Origin of the sequence: Radicibacter daui, from assembly GCA_030657355.1 — a bacterium.
GTDB classification, from domain to species: Bacteria; Pseudomonadota; Alphaproteobacteria; order Radicibacterales; family Radicibacteraceae; genus Radicibacter; species Radicibacter daui.
Genome location: CP131056.1, coordinates 384,286 through 401,201, shown reverse-complemented (window position 1 = coordinate 401,201; position 16,916 = coordinate 384,286). Strand labels below are relative to the sequence as shown.

The following is a 16,916-nucleotide window of genomic DNA, read 5'->3' as shown; positions in this document are numbered from 1 at the left end:
GCGCAGCCCGGATGGGGGTAATGAGCCGAGACCGGGTAGAGGCCCTCGCTTGATAGCAGCGTCATTACCCCCACCGGCCCTGCGGGCCACCCCCCGAGTTGGGGAGGATTTGCCCGAGGAACAGCCTGTACCTTCCCCTGCCGGGCACCCCGTGAAAGGAGCTCCGATCATGCTGATCGACCATGCCACCATCCGTACGGCAGACCTTGAAGGCACCCGGCGCTTCCTGGAGGAGGTGCTGGGGCTGACGGTCGGACCGAGGCCGGATTTCGGTTTTCCCGGTTACTGGCTCTATGCCGATGGCCAGCCGCTTTTCCATCTGATCCCGGGCCGGGGCGGCCCGGTCGACCGGCAGGGCGAGACGCTGGACCATGTGGGGCTGCGGCTGGATGGGCGGGACAAGTGGGCCGACCGGCTGAGCGCTCTCGGCATCCCCTGGAGCCCGATGGAACTGCCCGAACTCGGCGAACGCCGCCTCTTCATCCGCACGCCCGGCGGCATCCTGCTCGAACTGGTTTTTCGCGATCCCCCTGCAGGCGAACACACTGCCGCCGGCTCTCTCTAAGGACCCACAACATGCGCAAGACCCTTTTGATGGCCGCCGCTCTCGGCGTGCTGATGACTGCTGCCGTGCAAGGCGCCGCGCACGCGGACCCGGTGAAGATCGACGAGATCATCCTTGCCGGTAGCGAGCCGGCCGCCAGAACCGACGAGACCCTCGCGGCGGCCAAGGCCTTCTACCAGTTCTGGAACGATGGCGATGAAACCACGCTGACGCGCGCCATTGCCCCCACCTTCACCGACCACACGCTGCCCGCCGGCCGGCCGCAAGGGCCGGAAGGCCCGGCCTTTGCCTCGCGCACCTTCCGCAAGGCGGTGCCGGACCTGAAGGTAGAGGTGAAGAAGATGATCGTCGCCGGCGACTATGTGACGGTGCACATGCTCTTTACCGGCCACTTCACCGGCAGCTTCGGCAAGGCCGAAGGCAAGGGCCAGTCGATCGACTTTATTGCGACCGATCTCATCAAGATCACCGACGGCCACATCACCGACAACTGGCACATCGAGGACAATCTGACGCTGCTCGCCAAGATGGGCATCGCCACGGTTTCTTTCTGATCCGCTGCCCTTTGAGCCAAGGATTACTTCCATGCCTCTCGCCCTTTATGCGCTGACCATCGGCGCCTTCGGCATCGGCGTTACCGAATTTGTGCTGATGGGCCTGCTGACGCCGGTAAGCGCGTCGCTTGATGTTTCCATCGCCACCGCCGGCCTGCTGATTTCCGGTTACGCGCTTGGCGTTGCCGTCGGCGCGCCGTTCCTGACGGCGCTTACCTCCGGCTGCCGGCGCAAACGGGTGCTGCTGGCGCTGATGCTGATCTTCACCCTCGGCAACGCCGCCTGCGCGCTGGCGCCCAGCTATGGCTTTCTGCTGGCCGCCCGCGTGCTGACGGCTTTTGCCCACGGCACTTTCTTCGGTGTCGGCTCGGTGGTGGCAACCGGGCTGGTCGCGGCGGACCGCCGGGCGTCTGCCATTGCGGTGATGTTCACCGGCCTTACCGTCGCCAACATCCTTGGCGTGCCCTTCGGCACCTGGCTTGGCCAGCAGCTCGGCTGGCGGGCCACCTTCTGGGCCGTGACGGTCGTGGGCCTCATCGCCCTTGCGGTGATCGTCGCCTTTGTACCGGCAGACCGTGAAGCGCCGCAGAAAGCCGACTGGCGGCAGGACCTGAAAGCCATGGTGCGGCTGCAGGTGCTGCTGGGCCTTGGCATCACCACGCTGGGTTTTGCCGGCCTCTTTACCGTCTTTACCTATATCGAACCCATCCTGACGCGCCTTGCCGGCTTTGGCGAAGCGGCTGTCTCCCCCATCCTGCTGCTGTTTGGCGGCGGGCTGGTGGTGGGCAACCTGATGGGCGGCCGGTTTGCCGACCGCAGGCTGACCGCAACCCTGATCGGCGCGCTGGTTGCCCTTGCGCTGGTGCTGGCGGTGATGGGCCTCTTCTTCTCCAGCAAGCCTGTTACCCTGCTCTTTGTCGCCCTGCTGGGGCTTGCCAGTTTTGCCACCGTGCCGCCGCTGCAAATGTGGGTACTGGAAAAGGCCCATGGCGCCGGCCAGAGCCTTGCCTCCAGCCTCAACATTGCCGCCTTCAATATCGGCAATGCGCTCGGGGCGTGGCTGGGCGGCGTGGTGATCGAACGGGGACCGGGCCTTGGCGCCGTCACTTACGTCGCCGCTCTGGTTCCGCTCGGTGCGCTGGCCCTCATCACCCTCAGCCTGCTGCTGGAACGCAAAAACCGGACGCAGGCGGAAGAGGTCATGGAAGGCGCCTGAGGCAGGGCAGCAGCTTCCGGGAAAACAAAAAGTGGCGGCCCCTATGAGGACCGCCGCTTTTTTAGTCTCAGAACCGAAGCGCTCGCGTCTCAGGGATCGCGGCTCAGGCCCTTGCCCTTCAGCGCATCGAGATAGGCCTGCCAGACGGCATCCTTCTGCTCGCCCAACGCCCGCAGATAACGCCAGCTGTAAAGGCCGGTATCGTGCAGATCGTCAAACCGCAGGCGCACGGCATAGTGGCCGACGGCATCGACGCCAAGGATGCCGACATGGCGCCGCCCCGGCAGGATGGTCTTTTCTTCCTGGCCATGGCCCTGGATTTCAGCCGATGGGCTTTCGACCCGCAGGAGTTCGGCCGGCAGACTGTGGGTCACCCCGTCGTCCCAGTCGACCTCCAGCAGTTTTTCGGCGCGTTTCAGGCGGATTTCCAGCGGCCAGTGGCGCGTCTCGAACCCTTCGCGCGCGGCGGCCAACACATCAGGCATCGGATAAACTCAAGCAGACAGACGGGAAAACAGGGTGGCTCAATCGAGCGGGCGGGCTTCATCCACCAGCATGATGGGAATGCCATCGCGGATGGGGAAAGCCAGCTGGGCCTGATCGCTGATCAGCTCCTGCTTTTCGCGGTCATAGCGCAGCGGCGCCTTGGTCAGCGGGCAGACCAGCAGCTCAAGCAGCTTGGGATCGACGGTGGCGCTCATGGGTCCTGACTTCCGGTAAGCTCGTAGTATTGGCGGGACAGTAGCACGTTTGCCCGGCAGGGATAGCCGCCGGGAGAACGGTATTAATGGCGGCGGCTTTCTCCGCTCGCCTCGGCGCAGGCAAGCTCCAGCAGGGCCATCAGGATGCGGCCCTGTTCGGCAAGGTCCGGCGCTTCCAGGAGCGCCTGCTTTTCCAGCGGCGAGAACGGGCAGTTCATTGCCAGCACCGTCACCAGCGCCTCCTCCGGCGCATCCTTGAAGGCATCCCAGTCTGCCGAAAGGTTGCGCTCGCTAAGGAAACGCTTCAGCAGGCTGACAAGGCGCGACCGGTCAATAAGCGCTTCCCCGCCCGAACCGTCGCGTGCCAGATCGGCCTGCCAGGGGGCCCAGTCGGGACGCACCAGCCGGTAACCGCCGGGCGCCGCCGCCAGTTCTTCCGCGATGCCGAAGCGGATAATGCCGGCGAGGGTGATGAGATAGCGCCCGTCGTCGGTTTCGCTGAAGGCGATGACCCGGCCGGCACAGCCGACGGGATGCAGGCGTGCAGGCGAGCGATGGCCGTCCTCGCTCACCGTCTCTTCCTCCCGCGGCTGGATCATGCCGATCAGGCGGCTGCCCTTCAGCGCATCATCCAGCATGGCAAGATAACGCGGCTCGAAGATGTTGAGCGGCAACCGCCCCCCCGGGAGCAGCAGGCAGCCCATAAGCGGAAATACCGGCAACGTGTCGGGCAGGGTGGCAAGGTCGGGAAAGTTGCGGGAGCTCATGACTTCAAAGATAGGACGGGCGGGCCCGGCGCAAAGCCCGGCACGCCCTTAAAGACATGATACCTGCCGGCTTCAGACGGTCAGGAGAACATCACCGAGCTGAGGCGGCGGCGCATGCGCAGCGTCAGCTTGTCCGCCGCACCCCAGGCCTCGAAGAACTTCACGAGCTGGGCGCGGGCGGCGTCCTCGTTCCAGGTCCGGTCGCGGCGCACGATCTCGATCAGCGCCTCGGCGGCCTCTTCATTGCGGCCTTCGGCATAAAGCGCCATCGCCAGATCGAAGCGGGCCTGATGATCGTTGGCATCGGCAGCAAGGCGCGCTTCCAGCCCGCCCGTCGCTCCGCGCGCGGCGCCGGCCTGTTCGGCAAGCGCCAGGGCGGTTGCAGCAGCCTTTACCTCGGCATGGCCGGCGATTTCCGGCGGCAGGTCAGCCAGAAGGCCGGCAGCCTGCTCGGTTTGGCCCGCTGCCATCAGGCAGCGGATCATGCCGGCATAAGCGGGCGCATTCTCGGGGTCGGCCTGCACGATCTGCTGATAGATGCCGCCGGCGGTCTGGATATCGCCTTCATCCAGCGCCTGTTTGGCCGCGGCCAGCGCTTCCTCGATGGCGGCGGCGGGGCCGGCGCCGGAGGTGGACTTGATCAGGTGGTCGATCCACTGCTTCACCTGCGATTCCGGCAGCGCCCCCTGGAAGGCATCGACCGGCTGGCCCTGATAGAAGGCGTAGACGGTGGGCACGGACTGGATGCGCAGCTGGGCGGCGAGTTGCTGGTTCTTGTCGATATCGACCTTGACCATGCGCACGGCGCCGCCGGCCTGTGTCACCAGCTTTTCCAGCGTCGGCATCAGCTGCTTGCAGGGGCCGCACCAGGTGGCCCAGAACTCCACGATCACCGGCACGCTGCGCGAGACATCCAGCACATCGGCGGCAAAGCTGCGGATGTCGGTGTCCTTGATCAGGGCGCCTGCCGGAGCAGCCGCGGCCTGCGGGGCCGCAGCGGGGGCCGCGCCATTGGGGTTGCCGGAACCCATGCCGAAGAGGCTCATCGTCTTTATCCGTCCTTTTCGCGGGGAGCATCGCCGCCACCAGTCCTGTTGGCCGGCAGCAGGCCTCCTTATCCAAACTTGGCCCTATAGATGCGGCGGCCGGCGCCGAAGCTCAAGCCCCGCCGTCAGCTTAAAAGCGAGGGAAGGATGCTCAGGCGCCCTCGCCGGCGTCCGCCGGGCGCTCCGGCAGGTCGACCACCATCGGTTTGTGGCCGCATGCCTCGACGAATCGCAGCAGCCCTTCCCGGCTCACCGACGTGGTGCGGGTGTTGGTAAGCGGGTGAAAGTGCAGCGGCTCCATCTCCAGCAAACGCCGCTCGAAGACCGGCTGCACGGCAAGCGCGGTATCGTTGATGAGCGCGAAGGGCGTGACCGATCCGGGGATGACGCCCAGATATTCCATCAACCGCTCGGCCGAGCAGAAGGAAAGCCGGCCGCTGCCCAGCACCGGATGCAGAGCCTTGAGATCGACCGGCGTTTCCTCATGACAAACGACAAGGAAGAGCGCGCCCTTCTTGTCCTTGAGAAAGAGGTTCTTGCTATGGCCGCCGTCCTCGATGCCGGCGCGGTGCTCCTGCGCTTCGGCAACGGTAAAGACCGGCGGGTGCTCCACCGTCGGCGCCGCGATACCCAGGTCGGCCAGACGCGCCAGCAACGCATCGCTGGTGACCGGCGGCACGGCACGCGCGGCGGCAAGATCGGCAGGGGCGGCGGAATCACTTCCACCGGCAAGGGCGGGGGTGGCGGCGTCTTCAGTCATCATGGGAAAGGCTTTTAACGTAAAGCCGGAAGCTGTGCTACCGGGCCCGGCCGGCTGGCACGGGGCAGCAGGCCAGCAAGGCCGCGGGGGGCGGTGCCCCCGGCACCGGGAAAAACGATGCCGGAAACAAAAAGCTTTAAAAAAGTGCTTGCACGGCCAAAAGCCAGCGTCTAATAACCCCGCCACGGACGCAGCAGCGACCGTCCCAAACATGGAAATGCCAGCAAATAAGCCAGCCTTTCCAGCGCCGAGCGGGCGTAGCTCAGGGGTAGAGCACAACCTTGCCAAGGTTGGGGTCGAGGGTTCGAATCCCTTCGCCCGCTCCAGTTTTCCAGATCAGAATCGATTGTTTCCGGGCGCCTTTTGAGGCGCTTTTTTCATTTCTGGCTCTGGCTAGCCGCCTCTCACACCGGCTGATCGATAAAGGCCCTGATGCCGCTGACGGCCGGGGCCGGATTTTCTTCCATGATCCAGTGCCCGGATGCCGGGATCACCAGTTCCTGCACATTGGTTGCCGCCGCCCGCATCACAACTGCCATGGTCGACCCGAACGAGGCGGCCCCGCCAATGGCAAGCACCGGCATGGTGAGTTTGCCAGCCTCCAGATCCTTGCGGTCATCAACGGCGTCCTGATCGAAGGCGGCGAAGTTGGAGAATCCGGCATGCATCGCGCCGGGCCGGGCATAAAGCGCGGCGTAGTGCTGACGCGAGGCTTCGTCGAATTTTGCCGGATCGGCAGAAAAATCATTCCAGAACCGGTCGAGATAAATCCGCTCCCGCCCGGCAACCAGCCGCTCCATGTCGGCGCCTCCGAAGCGGAAGTGCCAAAGCAACGGGCTCTTGAGGATTTCCTCCCACGGGCCAATGCCGGGCACCGGCGCGTCCATCATGACAAGGCGCGTGGTGCGCTGGCGGTATGCGGCCGCGAAGGCAAAGGCCACCATGTTTCCGATATCGTGAGCCACCACATCGACGGGGCCGACCCCGAGACTATCCAGAACCGCAGCCACATCCTTTGCCTGGTTGGCCTTGGTGAAACCTTCGGCGACCTGCGCAGAAAGGCCGAGACCCCGAAGATCAGGCACGATGACGGTGTGATCCCGGACGAGATCCGCGGCGAGCGGCGCCCACATGTCCCCGGTTTCGCCATAGCCGTGCAGCAGCACGACGGCAGGCCCGCTGCCGCCGACGCGCACATGAATTGTGGTGCCATTGGCAGAAATATCGAGGACACGGAAACTGGCAGGAAAATCAGGAACCGCCGACCGCGCGCCGGTCGCCGCGCCTCCCGTCAGAATCATCAGGCAGAAAGCGAAGATGAACCGGCGAGGCGCGTGAAGCAGCATTTCCTGTCCCTTTCAGGCAGCAACATGGATATGGCGCAGCCGGTCTTCTTCAGGGAGACATCCTGGTGCCGGCCGAAGCATCCACCGTTAGCAGCAAAGAGCGGGACGTTATTGTCTCTGCACCCGGACTTGATGGATTCGACCGGGAAGGGCGCCAAATGGCAAGGAGGGCCGGCCACCCGGCATCAACTCCGGCGAACCGTGTGCCCGCTGTCAGGCCCCGACGTTACCCTGTAGGATACCGGCACCTTCAGGCTCCGGACCGGGCAGATGCAGAAGAACCGCTATCACCACCTGACCTGGCTGAACGGCATCGAGCTGTTCGAGGCGGATTTTCATAACCAGACCTTCGGCCGGCACTCCCATGAGGGTTTTGCCATCGGGGCGATCTCGGCGGGGGTGGGCGGGTATCAGTGCCGGGGCGAAACCATGGTGCTGCCCAGCGGCTCGCTCTCGCTGATGAACCCGGAGGAGCCGCATACCGGCCACTCCAATGCCGGGCGCCTGCGCTACAAGATGCTCTATGCCGACGAGGCCGCGGTCAAAGCGCTGCTGGACCTGCCGCAGCTTCGGGGCTTTCGTGAAGTAACGCCGCAGGACCGCGGCCTTGAGCTGACCCGCGCACTGGAGACACTGGCTGAGCGCCTCTGCCTTGCGCAGCAGGCCGGTGACTGGCGGCTTGGAGTCGAAGAGGCGGTGCAGCAGGTACTCGGCACCGTGTTCGAGAGCCATGGCGGCGCCGAACTGCGCCCGGCAGGCCGGGAAAATCTGGCGATTGCCCGCGTCCGGGAAGCCATCGCCGCCGGGGTGGAGGCGGAAACAGGCGACCTTTCGCTTGCCGGCCTCGGCGCACTGGTTGGCCTGCACCCCAATTATCTGGTGCGGTGCTTTTCCCGCGCGCTCGGGCTTTCGCCCCACGCCTATGCGCTTCAGCGCCGGGTTGCCCGCGCCAAAACAGCGTTGGTGGCCGGAAAAAGCGCGGCAGAGGCCGCGCTGGAAGCAGGCTTCTGCGATCAGTCCCACATGATCCGCCAGTTCCGCCGCCATCTGGGCGTAACACCCACCTCCCTCATCACCCACTGATCCGGGCTGCGCCGGGCGGGCCCGGAGGAGCGGGTGAAGGTTAAGTTCGTCCAATCCGGAGCCGGTCACGGCGTGGCAGATCTCGAAATCGTTATTTTGTTTCGAGATCGCAACCATGCCTTCCTTGCCCGTCCTCGGTGCCATGTGCCTTTTTGCCCTTGCGGCCTCCGCCACGCCCGGCCCGGTGAATTTCATCGGCGCCATGGCCGGGGCGCGCTTTGGCGGGGCGCGGGTGCTGCCTTACGTCACCGGAGCGACGGTGTGCTTCATCCTGGCCTTTGGCGCGCTTGGGGCCGGCGCGGTAACAGGTGCACTCTGGCTGGAGCGCTTTTCGCTGCCGATGACGCTGGCAGGGTCGGCCTATCTGCTGTGGCTTGCCTGGAAAATCGCCCGCAGCGGCCCGCTCGCCAGCCTGTCGCCGGCTGAAGCGGACCTGCCGGGTTTCTGGGCGGGCGTTACCGTGCAAGGCCTCAATCCCAAGGCGTGGCTCGCCATCCTTTCCGCCATCGGCACCTTCATCCTGCCGCTGGAGCAGAAGGGCACCGGGCTTGCGGTGTTCTGCGGGCTCTACTTCATCATCTGCTGGCTGTCGCTGGCGCTCTGGGCCTATGCCGGCGCGGTGCTGGCGCGCCGGTTTGCCCGGCGCTTCAACCTTGCCATGGCGGCCCTGCTTGCCGTCTCCGTGCTGTGGATGCTGGCGGATGCGCTCTTCTAGGCCGGCAAGAACAGCCTGACAGGGCCGGGGGGCTGCTAGAGCCCCTTTGCCACCTCTTCCAGCTGCTCCACACAAATGCCCCAACCTTCGTGGAAGCCCATCTTCTCGTGTTCTTCGCGGTCCGCCACGCTCCAGTGCCAGACGCGGGCGGTATAGACGGTCATGTCGCCCTGGGCCTCCAGCTCCAGCGTCGCCACCATGAAGGGCTTCAACGACGGCTGCCAGGCGCTGACGAAGGCATCGGTAAAGGTCAGGCGCTCCAGCGGTTCCACCGCAAGAAAGACGCCGCGCAGATCATGCTCTTCACCCGGGTTCGGCCCCTTCATCACCATGTGATGACTGCCGCCGGGGCGTACATCCATCTCCACCAGCGGCGTGGTCCACGGGCGCGGGCAGAACCATTTCTTCATCAGTTCCGGCTCCGTCCAGCAGCGCCAGATCTTCTCGCGCGGCGCGTCAACGAGGCGGCGCAGTACCAGTTCGCGGTCGGAAGCGGGCGCGATGTCGAGCTTGGTGGCCATGAGGTCCTCCCTTTTATTGGCTCAGGTGACGTTCCCCCTGAGGACGCCCGGCTTCGGGCAATGCCGACACCCGGAGTTTAAAAATTTTCCGGAACAGCCCTGTCGGCTGCGGGCATAGTGGCACGTCTTCTAAAAAGAAATGCGACCGGAGGAACCCCATGCTCTATGCCCTGCTTTGTTATCACGATGAGGATGTCGTCTGGTCCTGGAGCAAGGAAGAGGACGATGCCGTGATGGCGCGGCTTGGCCAGGTGCAGGAAAAATGGGTGAAAGCCGGCAAACTCGGCCCGTCGCTGCGCCTGCTGCCGACGACGGCGGCCACCACATTGCGCAAGAGCGAAGACCCGCCGCTGGTGCTGGACGGGCCCTTTGCCGAGACCAAGGAACAGCTGCTCGGCTTCTACATCATCGATGTGGAAGGGCTCGAAGAGGCACTGGCCTTTGCCCGCGAGCTTGCTGCCGCCAATCCGGGCGGCGCTTATGAAATCCGCCCCGTCGGACTTTATAACGCCGACCCGCGCACCGCCGTCTAGGGCCGCTGGATCATGAGCGAGGAGAGCTGGATCAATGCAGCGCTGACTGGCGCCCGCCCGCGGGCCGTTGGGGCGCTGCTGCGCTATTTCCGCGATCTGGACACTGCGGAAGAGGCGTTTCAGGAGGCCTGCCTGCGTGCGCTGAAGCACTGGCCGGTCAACGGGCCGCCACGCGATGCGGCGGCCTGGCTGATCATGGTCGGGCGCAATGCCGCCCTTGATGGTGCCCGCCGGATGAGCCGGCAGGAGGCCCTGCCTGAAGAAGCCGTGCTGTCTGACCTTGAAGACGCCGAAGCGCCGCTGGCCGAACGGCTGGACGGGGCGCAATACCGCGACGATGTGCTGAGACTGCTCTTCATCTGCTGCCATCCGGACCTGCCGGCAACCCAGCAGATCGCCCTTGCCCTGCGCATTGTCTGCGGCCTTGGCGTGCGTCAGATCGCCCGCGCCTTTGTGGTGGGCGAAGCGGCAATGGAACAGCGCATTACCCGCGCCAAGGCCCGCATCGCCAAAGCCGACGTGCCGTTCGAGGCGCCGGGAGCGGTGGAACGGTCCGAGCGCCTCGCCGCCGTGGCGGCGATGGCCTATCTGGTCTTCAACGAAGGGTATTCCGTACGCGAACCGCAGCTGGCGGGGGATGCGGACCTGTGTGAGGAGGCGATCCGCCTTGCCCGGCTGCTGCTCCGGCTGTTTCCGGCCGAGCCGGAGATCATGGGGCTGCTGGGGCTGATGCTGCTGCAGCACGCCCGGGCACCGGCCCGGTTCAATGCGGCAGGCGAAATCGTCCTGCTGGAAGAACAGGACCGGACGCTCTGGAACCGCAAGCTGATCGGCGAGGGGCTGGCGCTCATCGACAAGGCGGTGCGCCACCAGCGCCCCGGCCCCTATCAGGTGCAGGCCGCGATTGCTGCCGAACATTCCCGCAGTGCCCGCGCCGGCGAGACCGACTGGGGCTCCATCGCCGCGCTTTATGCCGCGCTGGAGCGCATGCAGCCCTCACCGGTCATTACCCTCAACCGGGCGGTCGCCATATCCAAGGTGCTGGGCCCCGCAGAGGCGCTGGCGCTCATCGAGCCGCTGGCGGAAAGGCTCGGCGCCTATTTCCCCTACCATGGCGCGCGCGGGCACTTCCTGCTCCAGCTCGGCCGCAAGGCGGAAGCGCGCGCCGCCTTCAATCAGGCCATCTGTCTTGCCAACACACCGGCCGAAGCCGCGCTGATCCGCCAGCACCTCGACAAGCTGGGGGAGGAAGCCGGCATCCCCGGCTGAAGATTTTTCGGAAAAAATTTTAAGGGCCCTGTCGGCCTCACCTTCTCCCGCGCGTCCTTAAGGGCATGAGCCCGCCCTGAAGGGCCGCCCGGACAAGAGGAGGTCAGCCATGACGCTCGATGAAGCGGCGATCCGCACCTTGCTGGAGGTGCATGCCAATGCCATCCGCCTGAAGGACGCCGAACAGGCGCTGGCACCCTATGCCCCGGGCTCGGTCGTCTACGATCTTGCCCCGCCGCTGGCCTATCGCAGCGATGCCAGAGCAGACCGGGCCGGTATCGAAGCCTGGTTTGCCACCTGGGACGGGCCGATCGGATATGAGCTGAAGGATATCGAGGTGACCTCCAGCGGGCCGCTGGCTGTGGCGCACGGCTTCCTGCGCATCAGCGGCACCAAAAAGGCGGGGGAGACGGTTGCCGTGTGGACCCGCCGCACTGTGGTGTTTGGCCGCCGCGACGGCGGCTGGCGCATCACCCACGACCACATCTCCACGCCTTTTTACATGGATGGCAGCGTGCGCGCGGCCACCGACCTCACGCCCTGAGGCCGTCCTCCCGGCGGCCCGGACTTTAACCAGAGCAGACAGAACCGGAGGAACAACCATGGACAAGATTCAGGAAAACACGGCCCCCGCAGCGCCGGTGGAAACAAAGGGCGGCGTCGTCGCCTATCTGCAGGTGGACGGCGCCTTCAAGGCGGCCGAGTTCTACAAGCAGGCCTTCGGGGCGGAACTTGCCTTCGCCTATCCACCCGACGAGCGGGGCCGTACCATGCATGTGCATCTCTATATCAACGGCAGCTCGGTGATGCTGAGCGACGGTTTTCCCGAGCATGGCTGCCCGGTGGAAAAGCCGCAGGGTTTCACCATGACGCTGATGGTGGACAACATCGATGCCCGCTTCGAGCGGGCGGTGGCTACCGGCGCCGAAGTGAAGATGCCGCCTACCGACATGTTCTGGGGCGATCGCTACTGCCAGCTTGTCGATCCGTTCGGCGTGCTGTGGGCCATGAACCAGCGCAACCAGGGCTGAACCCCGAAAGATCAGAGGAAACCCCATGACAAAGCAGAAGATCGTTCCCTGCCTGTGGTTCAACGGTCAGGCGGAAGAAGCTGCCAACTTCTACTGCTCGCTGTTTCCCGATGCCCGCATCACCGACATGCTGCGCTGGGGCGAGGTGGGGCACGGCACGCCCGGTAGTGTGCTGACCGTCTCGTTCGAGATCGAGGGACAGGAGTTCCTCGCCCTCAATGGCGGGCCGGAGTTTCAGTTTACCCCGGCCATTTCGCTGATGATCAATTGCGAGCGCCAGGACGAGATCGATGCGCTGTGGGAAAAACTCGGCGCCGATGGCGGCGAGGCCATGCAATGCGGCTGGATTACCGACAAATACGGCATGACCTGGCAGGTCACGCCCCGTCGCCTGCTGGCACTCCTCAAGGACAAGGACCCGGCCCGCGCCGGGCGCGCCATGCAGGCCATGATGGGCATGGTGAAGCTGGATCTGCCGGCCATCGAGGCGGCTGCGGACGGCAAATAGGGCATCGGGTCGAGGCAGGGGGTGTGCCCGCTCAGGGCTGCCCTTCCGCCTCGGCTTCCGCAATCCGGCTTTGCGGCGATTGGCCGAGGGTCTTGCGGTTTACCAGCCAGAGCGAAAGGCCAATGAGCGCCCCGCCAACGGCCTGCGGCCAGGTAAGCGGTGCCCCGAGAATGAGGAAAGACAGCACCACCGTGAAGAGCGGCGCGGCGAAGAGGAAGCTGCTCGCCCGGGTGGCGCCCCCCTTCCTGAGCGCCACGAACCAGAGCCCGAAAGAACCGGTGGAAGCGGGGATCGCCAGCCAGAAGAACCAGCCCCAGTCGGCAAGGCTGGTTTCGGCCGGCCAGCGCTGACCCAGGGCGAGAGCAAGCGCCAGAATAACCAGCGATCCCAGCAGCATCTGCCAGAAACTGAGCGCCCAGGAGCCGAAGGGCAGCCGGGCGCGCTTGTTGACGAGGGTGGCCACCGACCAGCAGAGGGCCGAGGCCAGCCCGGTCAACTCTCCCTGCAAAACATCGCCGCCGGCCAGAAAATCCGGCCCCACGCCGATGGCAAGGCACACGCCGGCAAGCCCGAGTACCAGCCCCAGCAGCCGGCCGGCTGACAGGCTTTCGCCAAAGAAAAGGCGGCTCAGCAGCGCCACCCAGAGCGGATTGGTAAAGAGCAGGATGGCCGCTGTGGAGGCCGAGATGGTGCGCATGGCAAGGAAAAGCAGCCCCATCACTGCGGCGGTCTGCAGCAGCCCGATGAGGATAACCGTCCCGCCATGGCGCAGCGTGAGGCCCGCCGGAACCAGCGCCCGCCAGAACCGGCCTTCGAGCAGGACCAGCGGCAGTGTTGCCAGCGCCGCCACCAGAAAGCGCCAGCCCACCAGCAGGAATGCCGGCACCCCCGCCTGCATCAGCAGCTTGCCGGCAATGAAGCTGGAGCCCATCAGAAAAGTCGCGCCGAGAAGGACAGCGATGAACCCGCCGGTGCTGTGCTGCGTCTCCTGCCCGTCCATCCCTTTTATTCCTCCCCGCCGGGCATCAGCCGGCCAAGCGCCTGCCTGAGCCTTGGCGTGGCGAAATCCAGAAACCGCCGCATCTTGAGCGGCATCTGCCCGCGCGCGGCATGCACCAGATTAACCGGTGCCGGCTCGGGTTCGAATTCTTCCAGCAGCAATTTTAGGCGGCCCGCAGCCACAGCCTCCGCGACCTGATAATGCAGCAGGCGGGTGATGCCGAGGCCGCTGATGGCGGCATCGGCGGCCGCTTCTGCCGATGACACCGCCAGGCGCGGTGTTGCCCGGACATCAACCGGCACTGCCGCCCCTTGCGGCACATAGCGCCAGCCAAGGGTCGGTGTCGGCCCGTCAAACAAGACGGCCGGCAACCCGGCCAGCTCTTCCGGCCGCGCAGGCGTACCGTGAAGCGCCAGGAAATCAGGGCTGGCGCAAAATACCGTGCGCAGGGCGCCGACGCGCGTGGCGATCATGCTGCTGTCAGGCAGACGGCCGATACGCACAGCCATATCCACATGGTCTTCCACCAGCTGGACATTCCGGTCCGACAACAGCAGGCGGATGTTGATTTCCGGATAGAGTGCCAGAAATTCGCCCACCACCGGCAGCACATGCAGCCGGCCAAAGAAGAGCGGAGCCGTTATCACCAGCTCACCGCGCGGGGCGGTAAATTCACCGGCAGCCTCGCGCTCGGCTTCTTCCACCTGATCGAGAATGCGGCGGGCGGCCGCCAGATAGGCCTCGCCTGCTTCGGTCAGAGTCAGTTTGCGAGTGGTGCGCAGCAGAAGCTGGGTGCCGATATGAGCTTCCAGGTCAGAGAGTTTGCGGCTGAGTGTCGGCACCGGCACCCGCAGCGCGCGGCCGGCCGCCGACAGGCTGCCCTTTTCCACCACCGCCAGCAGCAGCGTCATTGCCTCCAGCCGATCCATGACCCGCGCGCTCCGATATTTTCAAATTTTGGAAAGATGCCTTTCTGACTTACGGAATTATCACGAAACGTGAAAAACAGCATCTTCCTCCTTGCCGGCCCAAGCGGTCGTTCAACAACAAAGCTGGAGGTTCAAACCATGTCACGCCTTGCCATCCCCACGCTCGACACTGCCCTGGAAGCCTCGAAGCCTGTGCTGACTGCCGTGCAGAAGCAGCTGGGTGCCGTACCCAACCTCTTCCGCCTCATTGCCAACAGCCCGGTGGCACTTGAAGCTTTCACCGGCTTTCACGGTGCCCTGACCCGCTCGCTGGACGTCAAGACGCGCGAGCGTATTGCCCTTGCCGTCGCCGAGGTGAATGGCTGCGACTATTGCCTTTCCGCCCACAGCTATCTCGGCGCCAACCTTGCCAAGCTGAGCGCCGAAGAAATCGCCCTGAACCGCAAGGGCGGTTCGGCGGATGGCAAGGCCGCGGCCGCCGTTGCCTTCGCCGCCAAGGTCGCCCGTGAGCGCGGCCATGTCAGCGAGGCCGATATCGCCGCGGTGCGTGCCGCAGGCTTCGGCGATGGGGAGATTGTGGAGATCGTCGCCCACGTGGCGCTCAATGTCTTCACCAACTTCCTCAATGAAACGGCGAAGACCGACATCGATTTCCCGGTCGTGCGCCGGGCCGAAGCCGCCTGAGATACCGCCGGGCGCCGGACGACAGCAGCAAGACGAGCAGAGAAAAGGAGGCCGGATCATGCCTTACGGATTTCTCGACATTGCCCTGACGCCCGGCGTCGTGGCGGCGCAGGCCCGCATGGGCGTGGACCAGCACTGGCAGGACTTCAAGGGCAACCGCCGCTTCGAGCGCTTTACCGAGGCGGAAGCCGCCTTCATCGCCGAACGCGACAGCTTTTACATGGCAACCGTGTCCGAGACCGGCTGGCCCTATGTACAGCACCGCGGAGGCCCGCGCGGCTTCCTGAAGCTGGTCGACGACCGGACGCTGGCTTTTGCCGACTATCGCGGCAACCTCCAGTACATCTCCACCGGCAATATCGGCAGCGATGACAAGGTAAGCCTGATCTTGATGGATTATGCCCGCCGCGCCCGGCTGAAGCTGTTTGCCCATGCCGAGATCGTAATGCCGGAAGATGAGCCGGAGCTTGCCCGGCTGGTAGCACCGGAGGGTTACCGGGCCAAGGTGGAGCGCATTTTCCGCCTGCGGCTGGAAGCCTTTGACTGGAACTGCCCGCAGCACATCATCCCGCGCTTTACCGCCGAGGAAGTGAGTGCCGCCACGCGGATGATGCAGGAGCGTATTGCCGTGCTGGAGGCGGAAAACGCCGCCCTCAAGGCCCGGCTCGCCGGCGCGGCCGGCTAAAGCCTCCGGCACCCCGCCCCCAATTCGATCCTCTTTCCCGACCGGGCGCGATGGTGCCCGGCAACCCCGGAGTTTTGCCCGATGAGCACCGTTTCCTTTCGCACCGCCGATGTCGATGGTTATGAGGTTTTTTACCGCGAAGCCGGTGATGCGGCGAAGCCAACACTGCTGTTGCTGCACGGCTTCCCGAGCTCCAGCCACATGTTCCGCGACCTCATTCCGCTGCTGGCGGACGAGTTTCATCTGGTAGCCCCCGACCTGCCGGGCTTCGGCCAGTCTGCCCTGCCGCCGCGCGAGGAATTTACCTACAGCTTCGACCATCTGGCCGAGGTGATCGGCCGCTTTACCGAGGTGATCGGGCTCAGGAAGTTCGCGATCTATGTCTTCGACTATGGCGCACCGACCGGCTTCCGGCTGGCGATGGCGCATCCGGAGCGCATCACCGGCATCATCTCGCAGAATGGCAATGCCTATCTCGAGGGTCTCAGCGAAGGATGGGATCCCATCCAGCGTTACTGGCGCGAACCGACCGCCGCCAACCGCGAAGCGCAGCGTGCCATGCTCACTCCCACGTCCATCCGCTGGCAATATGAACATGGCGTGCCGGACGTCTCGAAAGTCTCGCCTGACGGCAGTGCGCTTGATGCGTACTACACCGGCCGGCCGGGTGTGGATGACATCCAGCTCGATCTCTTTCTCGATTATGCCAGCAACGTGAAGCTCTACCCGGCCTTCCAGGCCTATTTCCGCCAGCATCAGCCGAAGCTGCTGGCGATCTGGGGCAAGAACGACCCGTTTTTCCTGCCGCCGGGTGCCGAGGCCTACAAGCGCGACCTGCCGCAGGCCGAAGTCCAGTTGCTCGATACCGGCCATTTTGCGCTGGAAACGCATGCCGGGGAAATCGCTGCCGCCATCCGGCGGTTCCTGAAGGGTTAAAGCAGTTCAGCAGGCCCCCGCTGCCGGTGGGCGGCGGGGGCCTGCGACGTCTCGCCTCTGGCGCAAG

General features: G+C 65.1%; 22 protein-coding genes and 1 tRNA gene. 14 read left to right on the top strand and 9 right to left on the bottom strand.

Features of this window, described 5'->3' with window-relative positions; translation table 11 throughout:
• Positions 1-169: 169 nt before the first annotated feature.
• From QTL98_RS01895 to QTL98_RS01885, 3 genes are read left to right on the top strand one after another with little or no spacing between them, the layout of a single operon-like run.
• On the top strand, positions 170-565 hold the full coding sequence (locus QTL98_RS01895; RefSeq protein WP_445680542.1) for a VOC family protein: 396 nt from the start codon (positions 170-172) through the stop codon (positions 563-565).
• 11 nt (positions 566-576) lie between these two features.
• Positions 577-1,119, top strand: a complete 543-nt coding sequence (locus tag QTL98_RS01890; RefSeq protein WP_445680541.1) for an ester cyclase — start codon at positions 577-579, stop codon at positions 1,117-1,119.
• A 31-nt stretch (positions 1,120-1,150) separates the two neighbouring features.
• Entirely contained in the window at positions 1,151-2,335 is a 1,185-nt protein-coding gene (locus QTL98_RS01885; RefSeq protein WP_445680540.1) for an MFS transporter, read from the top strand.
• 89 nt (positions 2,336-2,424) lie between these two features.
• Here QTL98_RS01885 and QTL98_RS01880 read toward each other — a convergent pair whose 3' ends face one another.
• The 5 genes from QTL98_RS01880 to QTL98_RS01860 form a co-directional block, all read right to left on the bottom strand.
• Positions 2,425-2,820 (bottom strand): gamma-butyrobetaine hydroxylase family protein, encoded by a 396-nt coding sequence (locus QTL98_RS01880; protein WP_445680539.1) that lies wholly within the window; start codon positions 2,818-2,820, stop codon positions 2,425-2,427.
• 39 nt (positions 2,821-2,859) lie between these two features.
• Complete coding sequence (locus QTL98_RS01875; RefSeq protein ID WP_445680538.1) at positions 2,860-3,036, bottom strand: Trm112 family protein; 177 nt, start codon at positions 3,034-3,036, stop codon at positions 2,860-2,862.
• An 83-nt stretch (positions 3,037-3,119) separates the two neighbouring features.
• Entirely contained in the window at positions 3,120-3,803 is a 684-nt protein-coding gene (locus QTL98_RS01870; protein WP_445680537.1) for an LON peptidase substrate-binding domain-containing protein, read from the bottom strand.
• 80 nt (positions 3,804-3,883) lie between these two features.
• Entirely contained in the window at positions 3,884-4,849 is a 966-nt protein-coding gene (trxA, locus tag QTL98_RS01865) for a thioredoxin (RefSeq protein ID WP_445680536.1), read from the bottom strand.
• A gap of 151 nt (positions 4,850-5,000) precedes the next feature.
• A complete protein-coding gene (locus tag QTL98_RS01860) occupies positions 5,001-5,612 on the bottom strand; it encodes a prolyl-tRNA synthetase associated domain-containing protein (RefSeq protein ID WP_445680535.1) in 612 nt (203 codons plus the stop codon).
• A 248-nt stretch (positions 5,613-5,860) separates the two neighbouring features.
• On the opposite strand from QTL98_RS01860, the gene QTL98_RS01855 reads away from it, so the two are divergent.
• Positions 5,861-5,935 (top strand) — tRNA-Gly (locus tag QTL98_RS01855).
• Positions 5,936-6,013: 78 nt separating this feature from the next.
• Here the strand turns inward: QTL98_RS01855 and QTL98_RS01850 are convergent.
• On the bottom strand, positions 6,014-6,955 hold the full coding sequence (locus QTL98_RS01850) for an alpha/beta fold hydrolase (RefSeq protein ID WP_445680534.1): 942 nt from the start codon (positions 6,953-6,955) through the stop codon (positions 6,014-6,016).
• Between the two features lie 270 nt (positions 6,956-7,225).
• On the opposite strand from QTL98_RS01850, the gene QTL98_RS01845 reads away from it, so the two are divergent.
• Together QTL98_RS01845 and QTL98_RS01840 are read left to right on the top strand one after the other, a co-directional pair.
• Positions 7,226-8,038 carry an AraC family transcriptional regulator gene (locus tag QTL98_RS01845; protein ID WP_445680533.1) on the top strand — a complete coding sequence of 271 codons (813 nt, stop codon included), beginning with the start codon at positions 7,226-7,228 and terminating at the stop codon, positions 8,036-8,038.
• A gap of 115 nt (positions 8,039-8,153) precedes the next feature.
• Positions 8,154-8,753 carry a LysE family translocator gene (locus QTL98_RS01840; protein ID WP_445680532.1) on the top strand — a complete coding sequence of 200 codons (600 nt, stop codon included), beginning with the start codon at positions 8,154-8,156 and terminating at the stop codon, positions 8,751-8,753.
• 35 nt (positions 8,754-8,788) lie between these two features.
• Here the strand turns inward: QTL98_RS01840 and QTL98_RS01835 are convergent, their stop codons facing one another.
• On the bottom strand, positions 8,789-9,274 hold the full coding sequence (locus QTL98_RS01835; protein WP_445680531.1) for an SRPBCC family protein: 486 nt from the start codon (positions 9,272-9,274) through the stop codon (positions 8,789-8,791).
• Between the two features lie 158 nt (positions 9,275-9,432).
• Here QTL98_RS01835 and QTL98_RS01830 point away from each other — a divergent pair, with 158 nt between their 5' ends.
• The 5 genes from QTL98_RS01830 to QTL98_RS01810 all read left to right on the top strand — a co-directional run bounded on the left by QTL98_RS01830 (position 9,433) and on the right by QTL98_RS01810 (position 12,615).
• Positions 9,433-9,807 carry a YciI family protein gene (locus QTL98_RS01830; RefSeq protein ID WP_445680530.1) on the top strand — a complete coding sequence of 125 codons (375 nt, stop codon included), beginning with the start codon at positions 9,433-9,435 and terminating at the stop codon, positions 9,805-9,807.
• Positions 9,808-9,819: 12 nt separating this feature from the next.
• Entirely contained in the window at positions 9,820-11,076 is a 1,257-nt protein-coding gene (locus QTL98_RS01825) for an RNA polymerase sigma factor (protein ID WP_445680529.1), read from the top strand.
• 109 nt (positions 11,077-11,185) lie between these two features.
• Positions 11,186-11,620: a YybH family protein gene (locus QTL98_RS01820; protein WP_445680528.1), complete on the top strand. Its 435-nt coding sequence runs from the start codon at positions 11,186-11,188 to the stop codon at positions 11,618-11,620.
• A 58-nt stretch (positions 11,621-11,678) separates the two neighbouring features.
• Complete coding sequence (locus tag QTL98_RS01815) at positions 11,679-12,107, top strand: VOC family protein (protein ID WP_445680527.1); 429 nt, start codon at positions 11,679-11,681, stop codon at positions 12,105-12,107.
• A gap of 25 nt (positions 12,108-12,132) precedes the next feature.
• On the top strand, positions 12,133-12,615 hold the full coding sequence (locus tag QTL98_RS01810) for a VOC family protein (RefSeq protein ID WP_445680526.1): 483 nt from the start codon (positions 12,133-12,135) through the stop codon (positions 12,613-12,615).
• Positions 12,616-12,646: 31 nt separating this feature from the next.
• On the opposite strand, the gene QTL98_RS01805 is transcribed toward QTL98_RS01810, so the two are convergent.
• On the bottom strand, positions 12,647-13,615 hold the full coding sequence (locus QTL98_RS01805) for a DMT family transporter (RefSeq protein WP_445680525.1): 969 nt from the start codon (positions 13,613-13,615) through the stop codon (positions 12,647-12,649).
• 5 nt (positions 13,616-13,620) lie between these two features.
• Positions 13,621-14,544, bottom strand: coding sequence for a LysR family transcriptional regulator (locus QTL98_RS01800; protein ID WP_445680524.1), 924 nt, complete (start codon positions 14,542-14,544; stop codon positions 13,621-13,623).
• A gap of 138 nt (positions 14,545-14,682) precedes the next feature.
• On the opposite strand from QTL98_RS01800, the gene QTL98_RS01795 reads away from it, so the two are divergent.
• The 3 genes from QTL98_RS01795 to QTL98_RS01785 all read left to right on the top strand — a co-directional run bounded on the left by QTL98_RS01795 (position 14,683) and on the right by QTL98_RS01785 (position 16,849).
• Positions 14,683-15,228: a carboxymuconolactone decarboxylase family protein gene (locus QTL98_RS01795; RefSeq protein WP_445680523.1), complete on the top strand. Its 546-nt coding sequence runs from the start codon at positions 14,683-14,685 to the stop codon at positions 15,226-15,228.
• A 58-nt stretch (positions 15,229-15,286) separates the two neighbouring features.
• On the top strand, positions 15,287-15,913 hold the full coding sequence (locus tag QTL98_RS01790) for a pyridoxamine 5'-phosphate oxidase family protein (RefSeq protein ID WP_445680522.1): 627 nt from the start codon (positions 15,287-15,289) through the stop codon (positions 15,911-15,913).
• A gap of 81 nt (positions 15,914-15,994) precedes the next feature.
• Positions 15,995-16,849 carry an alpha/beta fold hydrolase gene (locus tag QTL98_RS01785; protein WP_445680521.1) on the top strand — a complete coding sequence of 285 codons (855 nt, stop codon included), beginning with the start codon at positions 15,995-15,997 and terminating at the stop codon, positions 16,847-16,849.
• The last annotated feature ends 67 nt before the right edge of the window (positions 16,850-16,916 follow it).